Source organism: Cellulosimicrobium sp. NPDC057127 (genome assembly GCF_042670945.1).
Classification (GTDB): Bacteria; Actinomycetota; Actinomycetes; order Actinomycetales; family Cellulomonadaceae; genus Cellulosimicrobium.
This window is the reverse complement of sequence record NZ_JBHUUP010000009.1, coordinates 61,420-77,877: the sequence shown is the minus strand read 5'-3', so window position 1 is coordinate 77,877 and position 16,458 is coordinate 61,420. Positions and strand designations below refer to the sequence as shown.

At 67.0% G+C, this 16,458-nt stretch carries 9 protein-coding genes; 3 read left to right on the top strand and 6 right to left on the bottom strand.

Annotation, left to right across the window (positions count from 1 at the left end; genetic code table 11):
- The first annotated feature begins 147 nt into the window (after window positions 1-147).
- Together ACFTZA_RS10640 and ACFTZA_RS10635 are read left to right on the top strand one after the other, a co-directional pair.
- Complete coding sequence (locus ACFTZA_RS10640) at window positions 148-1,590, top strand: aldehyde dehydrogenase family protein (RefSeq protein ID WP_378193971.1); 1,443 nt, start codon at window positions 148-150, stop codon at window positions 1,588-1,590.
- Window positions 1,591-1,723: 133 nt separating this feature from the next.
- Window positions 1,724-2,311 carry a VanZ family protein gene (locus tag ACFTZA_RS10635; RefSeq protein WP_378193969.1) on the top strand — a complete coding sequence of 196 codons (588 nt, stop codon included), beginning with the start codon at window positions 1,724-1,726 and terminating at the stop codon, window positions 2,309-2,311.
- 869 nt (window positions 2,312-3,180) lie between these two features.
- On the opposite strand, the gene ACFTZA_RS10630 is transcribed toward ACFTZA_RS10635, so the two are convergent.
- Both ACFTZA_RS10630 and ACFTZA_RS10625 read right to left on the bottom strand, forming a co-directional pair.
- The gene (locus tag ACFTZA_RS10630) at window positions 3,181-3,816 is read right to left on the bottom strand and encodes an RHS repeat-associated core domain-containing protein (protein ID WP_378194251.1); all 636 of its coding nucleotides are present in this window, start codon (window positions 3,814-3,816) and stop codon (window positions 3,181-3,183) included.
- Between the two features lie 47 nt (window positions 3,817-3,863).
- A protein-coding gene (locus ACFTZA_RS10625) for an IS3 family transposase (protein ID WP_378193965.1) occupies window positions 3,864-5,113 on the bottom strand; the annotation gives its coding sequence in 2 pieces (ribosomal slippage) (window positions 3,864-4,831 and window positions 4,831-5,113; 1,251 coding nt in all).
- Between the two features lie 675 nt (window positions 5,114-5,788).
- On the opposite strand from ACFTZA_RS10625, the gene ACFTZA_RS10620 reads away from it, so the two are divergent.
- Window positions 5,789-7,543, top strand: a complete 1,755-nt coding sequence (locus ACFTZA_RS10620; protein WP_378193962.1) for an ATP-dependent endonuclease — start codon at window positions 5,789-5,791, stop codon at window positions 7,541-7,543.
- 312 nt (window positions 7,544-7,855) lie between these two features.
- Here the strand turns inward: ACFTZA_RS10620 and ACFTZA_RS10615 are convergent, their stop codons facing one another.
- The 4 genes from ACFTZA_RS10615 to ACFTZA_RS10600 all read right to left on the bottom strand — a co-directional run bounded on the left by ACFTZA_RS10615 (window position 7,856) and on the right by ACFTZA_RS10600 (window position 16,323).
- On the bottom strand, window positions 7,856-8,152 hold the full coding sequence (locus ACFTZA_RS10615) for a hypothetical protein (protein ID WP_378193959.1): 297 nt from the start codon (window positions 8,150-8,152) through the stop codon (window positions 7,856-7,858).
- A gap of 278 nt (window positions 8,153-8,430) precedes the next feature.
- Window positions 8,431-8,607 (bottom strand): hypothetical protein, encoded by a 177-nt coding sequence (locus tag ACFTZA_RS10610; protein ID WP_378193956.1) that lies wholly within the window; start codon window positions 8,605-8,607, stop codon window positions 8,431-8,433.
- A 217-nt stretch (window positions 8,608-8,824) separates the two neighbouring features.
- Window positions 8,825-9,559, bottom strand: a complete 735-nt coding sequence (locus ACFTZA_RS10605; protein ID WP_378193953.1) for a hypothetical protein — start codon at window positions 9,557-9,559, stop codon at window positions 8,825-8,827.
- Complete coding sequence (locus ACFTZA_RS10600) at window positions 9,556-16,323, bottom strand: RHS repeat-associated core domain-containing protein (protein WP_378193951.1); 6,768 nt, start codon at window positions 16,321-16,323, stop codon at window positions 9,556-9,558. The genes ACFTZA_RS10605 and ACFTZA_RS10600 overlap by 4 nt, the downstream gene beginning before the upstream one ends.
- Window positions 16,324-16,458 lie beyond the last annotated feature (135 nt).

Here is a 16,458-nt window from a genome sequence, read left to right as displayed (position 1 = left end):
GGGGCACGACCTGACGCGTGCGGGTCGGCGCTGCTGCAACCCGGCTTCACCTTCTCGCCGAGAAGCGCTTCTCGCACGCCGACCTTGCACGCATACGTACTTCTCGTCGTGTCGTTCCCCCTGACGTCCCACCTCTGGAGGCCTCGAATGACGCTCACGCCCACCGCGCAGCCCGCCCCGTCCGCCGTGTCCGGCGGTGACGCCCGGACGCCCGGCGCCCACCGGGTCGAGCGCACCGACCCGACCACGGGCCGCCCGGGCACGCCGGTGGAGTGCGCCGGGGCGCAGGAGGTGGACGCGGCCGTCCGTGCCGCGGCGGCCGCGTGGCCGGCATGGCGCGCGACGCCGCCGGGGGAGCGCGCGGGCGCGCTGCGCGCCGCCGCCCGCGCGGTGTGCGACGCCGCGAACGAGCTCGGCGCCCTGCTGTGCGCGACGACGGGGCGGCTCGAGCGCGAGGCGCGGCAGTCGGCCGAGGTCGCGGCCGAGCTGCTCGAGGAGGCCGCCGTCACCGGTCTGTCTCGTTCCGGGCGCGTCCTCGCGGGCGACCCGGCCGCGCTCGACGTGGTGCGCCGCGAGCCGCGCGGCGTCGTCGCGGTCATCACGCCGTGGAACGACCCCTACCCGGCTGCCGCGGGGCTCATCGCCGCCGCGCTCATCACGGGCAACGTCGTCGTGCACAAGCCGTCCGAGCGCAGCGACGCGCCCGGCGTGCGGCTCGCCGAGCTCGTCGCGGGCGCCTTGCCCGCCGACGTGCTGCGCGTGCTCAGCGGCGACGGCTCGATCGGTGAGGCGATCGTGGCGCACGAGGACGTCGCGCTCGTCGCGCACGTCGGGTCGACGGCGGCCGGCCGGCGCATCGCCGCGACCGCGGGGTCGCGCGGCACCAAGGTGCTGCTCGAGAACGGCGGCAAGGACCCGATCGTCGTCGACGCGGGCGTCGACCCGGCGCTCGCGGCCCAGCAGATCGCGACGGGTGCGTTCACGAACGGCGGCCAGCTGTGCACGGCGGTCGAGCGCGCGTACGTCGTGGAGGAGGTCGCGGACGCCGTCGTCGCGGAGCTCGCGCGCATCGCCCGCGAGGTGACGGTCGGCGACCCCGCCGACGACGCCACGATGATGGGGCCGCTCGTCGACGAGAACCAGCTCGCCGTCGTCGACGAGCACGTGCGCGGCGCGACCGCGGCCGGTGCCGAGGTGGTCGTGGGCGGGCAGCGGCTCGACCGCGACGGGTCGTTCTACGCCCCGACGGTGCTCGACCACTGCCCCGACGACGTCGCTCTGCTCACGGAGGAGACGTTCGGCCCCGTCGCGCCGGTGGTGCGCGTCGCGGACTTCGACGAAGGGCTGCGGCGCGCGTCGGCGTCCGCGTACGGGCTCGCCGCGACCGTGCTGACGCCGTCGCTCGAGCGCGCGCTGCGCGCCGCGGACCAGCTCGACGTCGGGACCGTGAAGGTCAACGCCGTGTTCGGCGGCGCGCCCGGCGGCTCCGCCGACCCGCGGCGGGGGAGCGGCGGCGGTGCCGGGTTCGGCCCGGACCTGCTCGACGAGATGACCGTGCGCAAGGCGATCCACCTGGAGGGCCTCGCCTGACGACCCGCGTTCACCTGTCCGCCGGCGACGGACCGCCACCCGCGAGTCGGATCCGACCACGGGTGGATGGCATGACCGTCGTCGGCGGGCAGGGTGGAGCCGCACGTGCTGACGTGCGATGACGTCTCCACGAATGCGCAGGTCACCCGTGTTCCACCAGGTCCCCGTCCTCCCGGTCGTCGTCCCGCTCGCTGCAGCGGTGCTGGTGGTGCTGCTCTGGTTCTTGAGACGCCGTGGGCGGCTCTCGGTGCCGCGCGCCTCCGTGGCCCTCGCGCTCTGTGTCTATGCCGCGGGCGTCGTGGCGAACACCGTCTTCCCGATCTACTGGGACAAGCCCGCCCGGAGCGCGCCGTGGAGCAGCTACCTCGTCGTCGTGCCGTTCGCGGACTACGAGGTCGCCGACGCGGTGATGAACGTCCTGGTCTTCGTCCCGGTCGGCATCCTCGTGCCGCTCGTCCTCGTCCGGGTCTCATGGGGGAGGGTCTCGGGCGCGGCGGCGATGTTCAGTGCCGTCATCGAAGGCACGCAGTACGTGACGGCGCACGTGCTGGGCGGAGGGCACATCGCGGACGTGAACGACCTGATCTTCAACGTGCTCGGCGGGGCACTGGGCTTCGCCGTCTTCTCCGTGCTCTCGCGCGTGCCGGTCATCGATGACGTCGTCCGCCAGTTCCGCTGGCACGACGTCGATCGCCGCGCAGCTCGGGTCGAGGCACGGTAGCGGTACGGCACACATGGCGGTCCCTTGGGCCGTGGTGCGACCGCGTCAAGACGAGTGTGTACAGCGCTTGCACAACGGCTCAAGGTCGATTATCCGCGAGTATTTTCGCTGGTCAACGAGTTTCCTTGCCTGTGAACCGGTGGTCGCACCCCGTTGCCAACTGCACCGTGGCACCACTCGGACCCAGGGCTGCCCCGGCATCGTTCGCGGTGTGGCGGCGGCCGGCGGGGTCGAGGGTGTAGGTGGTGGTGGCGCCGTTCTGTGCCAGGCTCCGGGCGGCGTCGGTGTCGTAGTACCCGACCGTGAGGTCACCGGCCGCAGCGCCGGCGGGTGTGGCGGCATCTGCAGCAGGACCCACTGCACCCGGGCCGGCGTGACCTCATCGAAGACCGCAACGTATGGACCGCGCTGGCCCATGCGCTGGGAGTAACGTGCCTGGCCTTAACTGCGCCAACGGCCACTCCGTTGCCACTACCCGCCGAAAATTGCCAGCAGAGCCGCGCATGCTGTCGCGCATGCTGCACCGGCTGTGACAAGCCGGCTGCCTACGCCGCCCTCACGCCTAGCCAAAGGTTCACTCTCGTGGCCCTCAATCCTGGCAGGGTGCAGGGGAAGCAGGACATTTCCCAGCAATAGTGCAGCGAAACCACCTGAGACAGCCCATGCTAGAGGGGCGCCTAAGGGGGCGCTGAAGATTGCCCCAAGACCCACGATCAGGCCAGCAAGTCCAATGAGGAGAAATGTCGTCCCAACGGAGTACATGACCAGGGTGGACCGGGGGCCTTTCAGAGTTTTAACCCAGTAGTAGCCCACGCTGAAGAATCCAAGACTGCAGAGGGAAAGCAGCATTCCGAACGCGAGCAGCATCGCTACCACCACCGCCCTGTTGCGGACCTGCGGGCAGAGTAGACATTGAAAGCGATGCGTGCGGTAGTGCGAACGGGCCGATACCGCGCTGCCTCGCGGAGCCGAACGGCCGGGGCCCGCCGACCACTGAAGTTCATGTGCCTGGGATGACCCAGGCGCGCCCTGACGACATTCCCCAACTTTGTGTGGGCCCCCGGGAATCTGCGAACGGCGCGAGCTCCCGGAACGAATGCAGAGAATAGGTCGAACGCCGTGTTGGCGGCGAACTGCCTACCCGTCATTCTGTCTGACCCCTTGCCGCGCTTCCACGAGTAAAAGTTGCTGCCGATGCTGGCTGCGGCGGCACCGAGGGCGAGAGCGCCGCACACACCGGCAGTTGCGACGATACAGCCGACGGCAGCAGCGACTCCAAGCACTGCCACGCCTCGCTTGATCCACTTACGCAAGGCGAACCGTCCGTCGAGATCTTGGTGGTTGATGGGGTCTTGTGGGTAGGCGTAGGCGGTGGTGTTTCCGCCGGGTACGGGGTCGACGCTGGTGAAGAGGCCGGTGGTGGGGTTGTAGAGGCGGGCGCCCATGAGGGTGAGGCCGGTGGTGTCTTGGGCGCGTTCCTTGCCGCCGAGCCAGCCGTAGGTGATGGCGCCGGTGAGTCACCCCGGCGTGTCCGGGGACTGGGTTTCGTGCGTCAAGCCGCGCCGGCTTGGCGTTGATGGTGACTGTAGTAGGCCGCCTCGGCTTCGACCGGGGTGAGGTCGTCGATCGATCCGTGGGTGCGCTCGGTATTGAACCAGTGGACCCAGTCCAGGGTGGCGGCTTCGACGTCGTCGAGGCCCTTCCAGGGGCCGTCGGGGCGGATGAGCTCGGTCTTGTAGAGCCCGATCTGGGACTCGGCCAGGGCGTTGTCGTACGCGTCCCCGACGGACCCGACCGATGCGTCGATGCCGTGGTCGATGAGGCGGTCGGTGAACGCGATCGAGGTGTACTGGCTGCCGGCGTCTGTGTGGTGGACCAGCCCGGACAGGTCGACTACGCCCTCGGTGCGCCGGGTCCACAGCGCCATCTCCAGGCAGTCCAGCACCAGGCTGGTCCGCATCGATGTGGCTGCCCGCCAGCCCAGGATCCGGCGGGAGTGGACGTCGAACACGAACGCGACGTAGACCATGCCCGACCAGGTCGGGACGTAGGTGAAGTCCGCGACCCACAACGTGTTGGGCGCCAGGGCGGCGAAGTGCCGGTCGACCAGATCGGCTGCACGGACCGCCGCCGGCCCCGGTGACCTCACACGTCGGGCCTTGCCCCGCACCACCCCGGTGACGCCGAGCTCGCCCATGAGACGCTCCACGGTGCACCGGGCGATGTCGTGCCCGTCCCTGCGCAGTCTCAGCCACAGCTTCCTGGCGCCCAGGACCCGGCGCTTGGACCACGCCTCAAACACGACCTTGCGCAGCCGTTCGTCACGCACCGCCCGGCGCGAGGGGGCACGGCCTCGAGCCTCGTAGTACGTGGACGGGGCGATCTGGATGCCCTGCTCGCGCAGGACAGCGATGATCGGCTCGACTCCCCAACGCAGACCACCCACGGCGTGATCCTTGTGCGCCTCGATGAACGCCACTACCTGGTCTGTGGCCGGTCGAGCTCGGCCGCGAAGAAAGCCGATGCCGTTTTCAAGATCTCGTTCGCCCGCCGCAGCTCGGCGTTCTCGCGCCGCAACCGCTTGATCTCCGCCGACTCCTCGGACGTGATCCCGGGACGTTGACCGGCGTCGACCTGCCCGCGGCGCACCCACTGCCGCAGCGTCTCAGCCGAACCGATCCCGAGCTTGCGCGCGACCTCACGGATCGCCTCGTACTCCGTGCCGTAGTTCGGTCGCACCTCGGCGACCATCCGCACCGCACGCTCCCGCATCTCCGGCGGGTACTTCGAGGGACGTGCCATGACCTTCATCCTTCCAAGGAATCAGGTCCCCGGACACGCCGGGGTGACTCACACGTCAACATCCACTGGCTGGCCTTCCTCCATCGCGCCGACCCGGACGGGTACCTTGCCGAGGACCCTGGCCGTCGACTTGAGCCCACAATCGTGGAACTGCGGCGCGACGAGACCTATGAGGCGGCGGAGCTGGTCTGGGAGCAGCACAACCGGCGACTCCAAGAGCTACGCGTTGAGTTCGTCAACATGGCGCGGGCGCGCAGCCGCAGCGAGTACGCAGCGGTGCTCCGCATAGAGCGCCGTCGACGCTGGCGCAGGCACCCCGTGCAGTCCGCCAAGGCTGCCCTCCACAACCGGCGTGCTCGTCGTCGACACCGACGGTCGTCGGTCGCTAGGTAAGGGCGCAATGGCGAGTTCGGGAAGCGGTGGCTCGTGCCTGATGTTCGGCTCCCGACTCGGTCGTCCGGGGCCTCGTTTGCTGGCTACGAATCCGAACGCTCGGGTCAGCGACGAGCCCGTCGCGCAGTTCTCGCTGATCAGCGCGAGGACGCCTCCCAACGGGGAGGGGCGGCCAGACCTCGCAGTGACATACGGCAGGCATCAGCGTCAAGCCAGGTGTTTCGACGCGGTCGCGCGGTGGGGCGAGGCTGAAAGCAGTGCCCAGTCAGCCATCATCGATCCATGACGGTGGCGAACGAACTTGGTGGGGCCGCGTCCCGGATCTCGCTGAGGTGGGCAGATGTCTTCCCGGGGCTCGAAGACGAACGTCGGCGCGCCGAGGACTACCTCGCGCTTGACCTGCGCACTCCGGGAGTTCGGTTCTTTGTCGGACGTAACGGAAGCGGCAAGTCACGAGCTGCACAGGCTCTGGCCATCAAGGCCGGCGGACGGTACGTCTCCACCGACCGCCTGACAGGCATCATGAGCTTCGCAAGCGGGTCGGGAACCAACTTCGCCGGAAAGTACCGAGGCGTTCCTCTGGGCGAGGAGAGCCTCAAGGAGGCTCAGGCCATGTCAAGAGCTTACGGCGGGGGCGAGGCGCTGTTCAGTATGCATGCCCTGCACAACCAGCCTGACGTCGAACTCCGCACTCGAGCATTCCTTCGCCGGGCGCTGGGCCGCACAGTCGAGCTGCGCGAGAATGCGGGCTTTCTCGACCCCGATGTGCGGATGAATGGCACTGAGTACTCCCTGTTCCGCGAGGAAGGGCACGGGCTGCGAGAGCTCATCATCCTTCTGGTCGAGACTTACAGGAGCGACTGGCAGCTTCTCGTGGTGGATGAGCCGGAGCTCCACCTGCACCCGTCGATGGCGCGCCTTTGGCTCACAGAACTCTCTCGAGAATGCTCAAGGACCGGTCGGCAAGCGGTGGTTGTTACGCACGAGCCGACGCTCCTGCGGCCAAAGCAGTGCGGTGACCTTGACGCGGTGTGGGTGTTCCGCCCCGGTGCTACTCCCATGCAGTTCAGTACAGCGGTCCGTTCAGATGACCAGGAGAGGGTTACCGCGTCCCTGACCCAAAACCCGTCCTTGGTGAGCCTCCTCGCGTTCTCACCGCGCCCAGTCCTGGTGGAGGGCCCGACGGATGTCGCGGCTCTCACCACTGCTCTTCAGCGTCTGTGCGCCGCTGAGATCGTCGCGCAAACTGACTTCGTCGAATGTGGCGGAGCGGGGGGAGTCGCGATGTGGCACGGGGTATCGCGACGTCTCGAGCTCGACGTGCGCGCCGTTGCCGACCTGGACGCACTCTTCTCACCCGAGGTACAGACCGAGATGGACACCAACCCGGTCGTCGTGGCCGCCTATGACAGCGAGCTCTACGCCGTCGATCCGCGAACGAGCTCGGTCGTACGCCCGCTCGTCGATCGTGCGAACAAGGAGGGATACGACAAGAACCCGAAAGGCCGGGCGGCGTGGCTCGCCGCGGCACGAGAGGGGGTTGAGGCGCAAAAGGGCGGAAAGGTGCGTGCCATCTGGCGAGACGCTGGACTCTGGTTGCACCCACAGGGCACGCTCGAAGACGTTCTCGGGATCGACCGCAAGGACGTCACCCAGGCCCGACGGGCTGCCGTAGAAGCCGGCCCGATCGACGACGCAGCGCTCTGGTGTGCCTACGAACTCGACCTCGGGGGTGACCTCGAACTACTGCTTCTCTCGACTCTCGAACGCATCGCCCACGGCATCCAAGCAGCGCAGGGCGAAGACATGAATGCGGTCATCACCACGCCGATCGGAAGCAGACCCTCGGCAGGCGCGCTCGTGGACGTCACCCCGCTCACGCCTGGGCGCTATCGACTCACCGTCAAGACCCCGGATGAGTTCAAGGGCCACTACATCGAGTTTGATCGCTCCACCGCACCCGAGGGAATGACGCTCATCAAGCCGACAGCCCTCAGCGGAGATCACAGCAATCACAGCGAAACCGCGCTAATGTGACATAAGGGCAATTATCGGCGTTCAACTAGTGCGAGTTGCATCTGATGCAGGAACTCGCACCTCGGTGCGATGACGTCGTCGCTGCAGGTCAGCAGCACATTTCCGCCGTTGTGGGGTGTGCCGATGCCGGTCGACTCTTGCCGCCTCGCCGCAGGTCACCCTAGGTTTCGTGCATCAGATGCACGATTCCTCGGAAGGATGGTCGCGTGCTCGAGACTCCCGGGTCGGTTCCGATGCAGTTCACCGGCGCGACGAACGTCCCTCTCCTGCGCGCTGAGCTGCAGGTGTTCGACCAGACGACCTGACCTTCGCCTACGGCTCCTTCCGAAGGTAGACCCAGTGCTCACCCGGGAGGAGGTCGCGCGATTCCGAGACCGGCGCCCATACGGCCGTGAAGTCGACCGTGACGTCTTCGTGGAAGTCTGCAATCACATGGGTCTCCGCCAGCGAGACGTCCTCGAGGTCGTCGTCCGTCGGATCGTTCTCGAAGAGGAACCTTGCCGTCACCACGGGATAGTCGAAGGTCGCGGTGACACCACGCAGGTTCGGACCCACGAGATCCCACAACGCCCGCTGAATCGACAGCAGAACGCTGACCCTGAACTCCATCCAGCCGCCCCTTAGGCCCGGTCGTCACGATTCGGAGTGCTACCGCGACCGAGGTCGCTCGTTCCTCAACCGCAGAAGGTCAACGACGCCCCCGGTGCCATCGTTGCAGAGAGAGACAGCGCCGCTCGTCACCCGTTCCACGACTCCGTGCTGCTCCATCCACCCGGGCGAGTCAGATCAGACGGGCCCCATCGGCCACGGAGACAGTAGCCGCCACTCGGACTCGCACCCGCCGAGCTCGCACGACTACCAGTTAACTTTCCGCCGGTCGAGTCGACCTACGGCGCCAGGTCGTCGTGGTGGAGATCGAGTAGTTCCCGCAGCTCACGGTCCTCGGTGTGCCGGCGGACACCCAGACCTGACGCCCGGGCGGCGAACCAGCCGATCGCCGCGGCCACGACGACGACGCCCGCGAAGAACGCGAGCCACGCGCTGTCGCCGCCCCCACCGTCCATGCACTCGACAGTACTGCGCGCCGGCGACCTCAAAGGCGCCGCCCAGAGCCCATCTCAGCGCGCGAGCTCGCACGTCCCGAGCACGCACGCCTACCAGCTAGATCGTGCAATCTGCATCGCTGAAGACCGGGTGGTAATACGGACTTGTCCCACGACGCCTCCAGCACCGGCCCTGGCAGGCAACGCCCCTGCAGAACCGCGCCCGAACCCCCGGAAATCAAGAAAAACTGACCGGAGGAAGGTCGAACTTCCTGGCGAGAGCATCGTACGCTTCGGCCACCATCCACACCGCCGATTCGGGGGTGGCGGACGCGCTGATCGAATACCCGAACTCCGCCGAAATCTCGCCTTCCTGTCTTCGCATCCGACTGAAACTCTCGTCAGGCGTGAAGATGATGACTAAGAAGACCGAATCCGTACCTTCACGGACTTGCAGCAGTTGTTGCAGTTCCGGCGACTTCTCAATTCTTGCGCACGCACCTTCAGCAGCCTCGAGCAGTCTTCCGATCGCCATCCCATAGGGATTTTCGGGGTATGCAGCGATAAGGCCCCGCGGGAAGGTCCCGCCTCGCTCGAAGGGTGCATCGAGCCGCGACTCGTGGGCAACTTCTAGAGCATCGACGACTTCCTGCGCATCCTCCATTTCGGGACCCAACTCAAGTTCGAAAGACCCACTCCTTACGACAGCGTCAAAAGAAGTCCTGCCTTGCATGATGACGAGCACCTCAGCGCTCCTGCGCAGATCACCGTCAAGTTGGCCTACGTCGATTCCCCTAAAAGCCACGGGTTGAAGCTTCCGAAGGGCCAGCTGGAACTCGTCGACGAAGATCCGGAAATCATCGTCTAGCAGGCCTGACAGTCGTCGGGTCAGGGAACTGGCGGGATCCTCCGCATCCACAATAGCGGATTCAATCAAGTGCCAGAACCAGTCGCTAAGGAAGTCTCGTCTCACGTGCACACCATCCCGTTGTGGCCTGGAGGGCACTTACCATGTCGTCGCCCATAAGCCAGGATCAGGGACGCCTCGACCACGCGGGCCGCATACCAATTCGGTGCACTGACCAACATCGTGTACTTGCACCTCGTTTTCATTCTCTTAGCGCAGAGCCCAAGTTGGCTTGCGGGACGTGCGGAATACGGGCGCGCACCCGTTATGCCGTACTTATATACTGCCCTGCTAGCGACAGTGAAAATAACGTACACCCAGTGAGTCTTCATACGCTTGTTTGTCCACTTTGGAAAGGGCACTCGCTGGTTATTTCGGAGCGTAAATGTGCAGCCCCGCTGAATGCACTGCTGAATTGCCAGGGCAAGTGCTAGTGATATTCCTGCGGCGAGCAGCAGTGCTAGAGCTCCCGGTGTTGCAACGGCGTAGTGTCCAGTAGTGTCGCTCCAGTTCACCGGATCCTGAGGGTAAGCGTATGCCGTCGTGTTTCCGCCGAATGTCCGGTCCACCGATGTAAACAGTCCAGTGACGGGATTGTAGAGCCGTGCACCCATGAGCACGAGTCCAGTATCGGCAGTGACACGTTCGAGACCGCCGAGCCATCCGTGTGGATCAGCCGCACGATCCGGACCGAGGGGGTTCCCGTACTCATCCCATGCGCTAATTCGCCCAATCTCTAGGACTTCATCCGGTCGTGGAAGGGGAATAGACGTGGAGATGGAGCCGACGGGATCAACCAAGCTGAGGACAGCTTGGGCATTGACGATTCGGAGACCGAGTAGGCCAGTGATGGATGGCCCGTACCACGTGGTGACCTGGCTGCTCGACCCTGCGTTCTCAACCTCATAGCCCGGATTGTCCGTGCTGTCGACATAGTGTCGAGTGAGCACGGTCGTCCGGCCCGGGGTGTCGGTCCTCTCGATAGAACGGCGTCCATCCGGGTCTAGTGAGTACTCGATGCTCAGATCGTTCTGCGACAGCGACTTGGCCGCGTCGGTGGCGTAATAGCCAATCGATAGCGAGTCCGAATTCGGGCCGGCAGGGGTGTCGGCGGCAGGGATTTCAGTCTGCCGTCCCAGCGCATCGTAGACGTAGGCACTGCTCGCGTCTGAGCTCGACTGTACTCGATCGGCGCCATCGTGACTCCACGTCTTGTCGACGACCATGGTGGGAGCGCCGATGCAGTCAGTCTCGTCCGTAGTGGTGCTTTGAGAGAGGCGGTTCCCACGCACATCAAACGCGTAGTTGCGTGTTGTGCATTTGTCACCTGTGGTGTCGGACGCGCTCGTTAGGCGGTCGGAATTGTCGTACGTGAAAGTCTGAGTTCGCGCGATTCCGCGTTCTCCGCTTCCGGAGATCGAATCTAGTGCGGTAGTGCGGCCCAGAATGTCGGACTCAATGGACCACCCCAGCAGGTCCAACTCGCCTTCGCCTGGCATTGGCGCACCTGAGTATGTGAGACCCTTTAGCGCGCCAGCGCGGTCATAGTCGAGGTGCTGCGTAACGCGTCCACCGAGAAGCGACTGAGACGTCATCGCACCGGTTTCGTCGTATTCGGCAGTAAACTGCCCAATACCCGGAATTCGGACAAGGGTAGTGTACCCGCGGTGCTCATCTTCAGCGTCGTACTCGTACTCCACTGTCTGTTGAGGATCGGTTACTCTGCCTATTCTTCCTGCCGTATCGTAGGTGGTCGTGGTTAGGGCGCCGGACGCATCCGTGTAGGAAATTGCGCGGCCCCATAGGTCGTACGCCGTTGTAATGCGTTCGATCTCGGCACCCTCATCGCTGACGCTTAAGGTACGAGTAGGGAATCCTGTTGCGGGGTCGTATGCGAATTGGATGGCTGGGACCGGAGTCGAACCCGACAGTCCGCTCGTGGTGATCTTTGACAGGGTCTTTCTGCCGGCAGCATCGTAAGTCGTAGCTGTCGTTCGGGTCGAGGTCCCGAGAGCTTCGACGAACTCGGTCGCGGATAGGTAGAAGTTGTACCGCTTCGTTGTTTCCGTGGGGAGCGTTGGCGTGGCCTCGGCGGTCCGAAGCACGCATGGGAGTCCCGCCCACTGCGGTTTTTCACCACAGTCAACTGTGCTTCCACTTTGGGGTTCGGCGGTGTAGTAGTGGTTGTACAGCGTCGCAGCGTCTGCACCAGTAGATCCAGGCTTCCTTGTTTCAACGATTCGACCCTCGGTGTCGTATCTCACGAGAGTCGTGATGTTGCGCCCGAGCGCGCCGGCGACTCTGGTATGTGTGGTGGCCTCACCTACAGCCCAACCAGAGGTGGGGTCGGTGTGTGGCACGCCGTCCGTTGCGTCGTACCCGGTCAGGGTCTGAGAGACGACGGGTTCGCCGCTCGCGACCGGCACGCTGGTGTCGCTGCTGCCGGAGAGGGCGTCAGCCTCGGTGACGGTGACGGTGGTGGGCAGGCGGTAGGCGATCGCCGTCTCTGGGTTTACCCCGTTGTTGGGTGCGCCCTGGTCGTAGTCGGTGTGGGTGTGCTTGCGCACGAGTCCGTGGTTCGTCTCGCGGGCGGGTTCCCACACGTCGGTAACTAGGGTGCCGGCCGAGGTTAAGACGTCCCCCGCGGTGATGGTGCCGCCCTCGTACTGGATCTCCTTAGCGGCCGTGATGTCGGGGTTGTAGCGGGTGATGGTGGCGTAGGAGTCGATGACTTGGACGGCGAGCTGGCCCTGGGATGCGGTCAGGGCCCGCAGCTGGGCGGTGGCCTTCTGATCGAGCTCGTGCACGACGCGTCCGCCGGTGTCGTACCGGGTCGCGGTGAACTGCCAGGCGCCGGCACCGAACGCCGCGGTGTTGACCACGCGCCCTTCGGCGTCGGTGTACTGCAGGTCCGCGTACGGCCAGTCGGCCGCGGTCACGTCGGCGGGCGCGGAGCCGGCGACCTGCTGCCGGTCGGCGGAGAACACTGCCGCGCCATACGTCGGGGGCACCGCCTGCCCCCAGGCCGCGGTGTCGGCGGCCCGAAGGTTGGGCAGCGCAGAGGTGGTCGCGGTGGGGTCGATCCCGTACACGAACCGGGACAGCCGCGCTGTCGCGCCGCCGCTGGTGGCGGGGGCGCGGTCGACTGTCAGCAGCGACTTCGCGTCCTGCGACGAGGTCCCGTAGGTCAGGGTGTAGGGCGCGAGGCCCGACGGGGTGACGGTGGTCAGCAATGGTTGCCCGGAGGTGGAGGTGCCGGCGTAGGCGTAGCTCGTGGACAGCCGGACGCGCGGGTCGGTGACCTTCACCAGGCGCTTGGCGGAGTCGTATTCGTACGTGGCGACCACGACGGTGTTCATGCCGGGCCCGCCGGCCTTGTCGGGGTCGTAGGCGGTGTAGGAGATCTGCTTGACCTGCTCGGCGACGTCGGCCCCGGCGGTGGTGGTGGCGTAGGCGATGTCGATCACCCGGCACCCGGGGTTCAGCGCACCGGTGGCGGGGCAGGTGACCCCTGGTGGCACGGGGGCGAGGATGCGGGTGATCTTCTTCGTGGTGGCGTCGCGGGTGAACGACGTCGCCCCGGCGGTGCCGGGTTCGGTCACCGAGGCCGGCAACCAGATGCGCTCGCCATTGGTGGTGTGGGAGTAGGTGAACCGGGTAAGGGTGCCGTCCTCCTCGGTGAAGTCGAGCGTGGCGGCGGCGCCGGTCCCGGTGAGGGTGAGCGTGGCGCCGACGGTGGCGGTGTCCTCGTCGACCGGGGTGTACCGGCCGGGCTTCATCGCGGTCCGGGTGCCGCCGGGCTGGCGGAACACCATGGCCCCGCCCTCGTTGTCGATGAGGGAGATCGTGCCGTCCACGTCGGTGGAGTCGGCGACCTCGAACCCGGCGATGCCGATGTCGGTGCCGTCGAACGACGCCTTCCACCCCGGCCCGAACACCGACGTGTCGTCGGTGCCGGCCTGGGAGGAGTACGAGCGAGACACGGACAGGTCCCCGACGTACCCGGGCACGGAGACGTCGGTGGCGGAGGTGTTGAACTCCCCGGTCCATAGCGCGACCTGCCCGGGCCCGGCGTCCGCGACCGGGTAGTTGTCACCGAACGCGTGCGGGACCCGCACGACTGAGCTGCGGGATGCGGTGTCGTTGGTCCAGGTGCAGCGCACGATGCCCGAGGCGGAGTAGGTGAAGCAGACCTGCACGTCCAGCAGCACCGGCACCCGTGACTTGCCCAGTGCCTCGGCCGCGGCCGCAGCGGACCACTGCTTGTTCACCGCCACGGCCGTGTTCGCCGCGACCGCGGGCAGGTCGGCCGCCTTCGTCCAGCCGGTGGTGGAGCCCTTGGACCCGTCGTAGTTGGCCGGCTCGGCGGTGCCTGCCGCGCGCCACCAGATCGAGGGCGTCACGGTGCCCGAGGCGGTCGAGGGACCGCTGGCCTTGACCTGGAACGTGTCGGTGGACTTGAGCCCGGTCGCCGGTGAGGACAGGGCGGAGCCTCCCGCGCCGAAGCCGAACGTGGTCTCCGCAGACGCCCAGGCGGCCTTGTCGACCGCCCGCACCTTCAGGGTGTGGGCACCGTTGGCCGGGTTCCAGGTGATCGTCGCGGTCGGGGTGGTACCCGTCGCGGCGATCGAGGACCAGGTCCCGCCGTCCAGGGAGTACTCGAACCGCACCACGTCCGTCGAGGTCGACTTCACCGTGAACGCGTTCGACGCCGGCGGCGTGTCCTTCCACTGCCCGTTCGTGTACCCGGTCGCGGTGACGCTCGGCGCGACCGGCTTCGCGGTATCGATCGTGAAGTTCCACTGCGGTGCGTTCGACTTCGACGTCAACGATCCGTCGTTGGCCCACACCTTGGCCGTGTACGTCGTGCCGTTGGCCAGCGCCGGGGTCGTGGAGGCGGGCACGAACTTCGACGTCCCGCCCGAGGCCACGGACGAGCCCGGAAGCTGGTTCCACACCACCGTGTTGTTCGCGCCGTACACCGAGAACAGGCCCTTGACGTTGCCGCCGTCCGGGTCGGACACCGTCGTCTGAAGGTGCGGCTTGGCGACCTTGATGTACAGCACCCGGTTCGCGTCCGTCGAGTTCGGCCACCACGCGTACTCCCCCGCCGCATGGCCCGACTTCGACGGAGTGTTCGGGTAGGAGTTGTAGGTCACCCAGATGGAGGGGATGTAGGCGCCGGCGTCAGCGGTGTTGAACTTCTTCCACCCGTAGGAGTCCGACTCGTTCTCTGCCTTCACGCCCAGCGTGATCTGAGCATCGCCGCGGTTCGCGGCGTAGGTCATGGCGCCCTTGACGTCTGTCTTGACCCATCCGTCGCCGCACGAGTCGGCGTACCCCTTGGTCTGCGACGTCGTCAGCTGTCGCGTCAGCCACGCGGGCTGGTTCGTCCACCGTGTCGCCGTCGAAATGCCGCCGGTGTGCCACACCTCCCAGTTGCGCGCGCTGCACGAGAACGAGTGGAAGTTCCACAGCTCCATGGTCGCGGCCGTCACGACCTTGCCTGCGATCGCCGACGTCGGGAAGTTGATGATCCCGCGGGCCTTGACCCCGCCGCCGTTGTACGTGCCCATCTGCATGTAGGTGCGCGCCGAGGTGTCCACCGTCGCGTCCGTCTGCACGTACAGGTCCAGGCCCCGGTTGAGGTTCACTTGCGGGTCGATCACGACCGGGTACTCGGTGCCCGGATCAGCAAGGAGCTCCTCCACGCCGGTCAGCTCGACCAGTGCGGTAGACGGGTCGGTGACCTGGACCGACTCGTCCAGCGTCACCGCGGCCGACAGCGGGTCCGCCTCCACCGGGTCCACCGGGCCGGGCGTCGTCGCCGTCGACGTGCGGGTCTGGCCCTTGAGCGCAGGAGCCGGCTCACTCTCCGGCTCCTTCCCGTACAGCACGTCCAGGTCCGGCAGCGGCGCCAACCGCGGCGCCGCCGGGTCGACCGGGGCGGCGGGTTCCAGCAGGGATTCCGGGCGGTGCTCCTCCACGCCCGCGTCCCACGCCAACGGCGTCGCACCCGCACCCACGACCTCGCCCGAAGCCGCGGTCACCTCGAGACCACCATCAGCAGTCGCGGCCACGGTGCCGCCCTCGGCCGTCACGACCAGCGGGTCCGCGACCGCCGCCCGCGCCGCGGCCTCGTCATGGGCGACGAAGAACTGCTCGAACCCGGTGTTCGTCGCCTCGACCACCAGGTCCAGGCCCTCGCCCACGCCCTCGTACGTCGCGCGCCGGCCCTCGAGCACCGGCTCCGGCAACGCACCCGTCCAGTGCATCGCCGAGACCACACCCGTGCCCGCGTCTGTCACCGACGCCAGCTCGACGAGACCGTCCTCAGCGGCGTCCGTCGCACCGGAAATCTCCAGACCCGACACCGCCGCGACCGGACGAACCGTCCCGTCCTCACCCGCCTGCAAGGTCAGGTCGACCTGCGCCCAGTCCTCCTCCGCGGTGCCGTCCCCACCCGTGCGCACCCACACCGGGCCGGACCCCTGTTGCGCGGTCCACTGCCCGTTCGGCAACGCCCACACCGACCCGAACTCGGTGCGCTGGGACAGGTCCTCGACCGGCTCACCCGCGAGCCGGGCGTTCACCATCGCCGATCCGGCATCAGGAGCGGTCCGTGGCACCCACGCGGGGTCGACTGCGGCCGGGACTGCCTGCTCCTCCACGGCGGCCGGTGCCGCCATGGCCGGGTTCGGCAGTGCGACAACACCCACGCTCAGCGCGACCGCGCCAGCGACAGACGCCACCGACGCACGCCACGCACCCGGGACACCAGAGAACGACACCAAGAACGCCATCGCGAACCAGCCGATCCACCACGGCACGCACCCGCGCGCCAGCAACCGAAACCCACACCCCCTACGGGCGGGCCCCAGCCTGGCTCCCAGCAAGCTCACAACCAGCGAAGGTGCACGGAACATAACGTGCTCCGACACAAGGAGCCAAGACCGCGAAGAGGG

What these genes read in the sequence shown, in the direction of transcription:
- ACFTZA_RS10640 (WP_378193971.1), top strand. Translation starts at nt 148, where the DNA reads ATGACGCTCACGCCCACCGCGCAGCCCGCCCCGTCCGCCGTGTCCGGC.
- ACFTZA_RS10620 (WP_378193962.1), top strand. Translation starts at nt 5,789, where the DNA reads ATGACGGTGGCGAACGAACTTGGTGGGGCCGCGTCCCGGATCTCGCTG.
- ACFTZA_RS10610 (WP_378193956.1), bottom strand. Translation starts at nt 8,607, where the DNA reads ATGGACGGTGGGGGCGGCGACAGCGCGTGGCTCGCGTTCTTCGCGGGC.
- ACFTZA_RS10615 (WP_378193959.1), bottom strand. Translation starts at nt 8,152, where the DNA reads ATGGAGTTCAGGGTCAGCGTTCTGCTGTCGATTCAGCGGGCGTTGTGG.
- ACFTZA_RS10635 (WP_378193969.1), top strand. Translation starts at nt 1,724, where the DNA reads ATGCGCAGGTCACCCGTGTTCCACCAGGTCCCCGTCCTCCCGGTCGTC.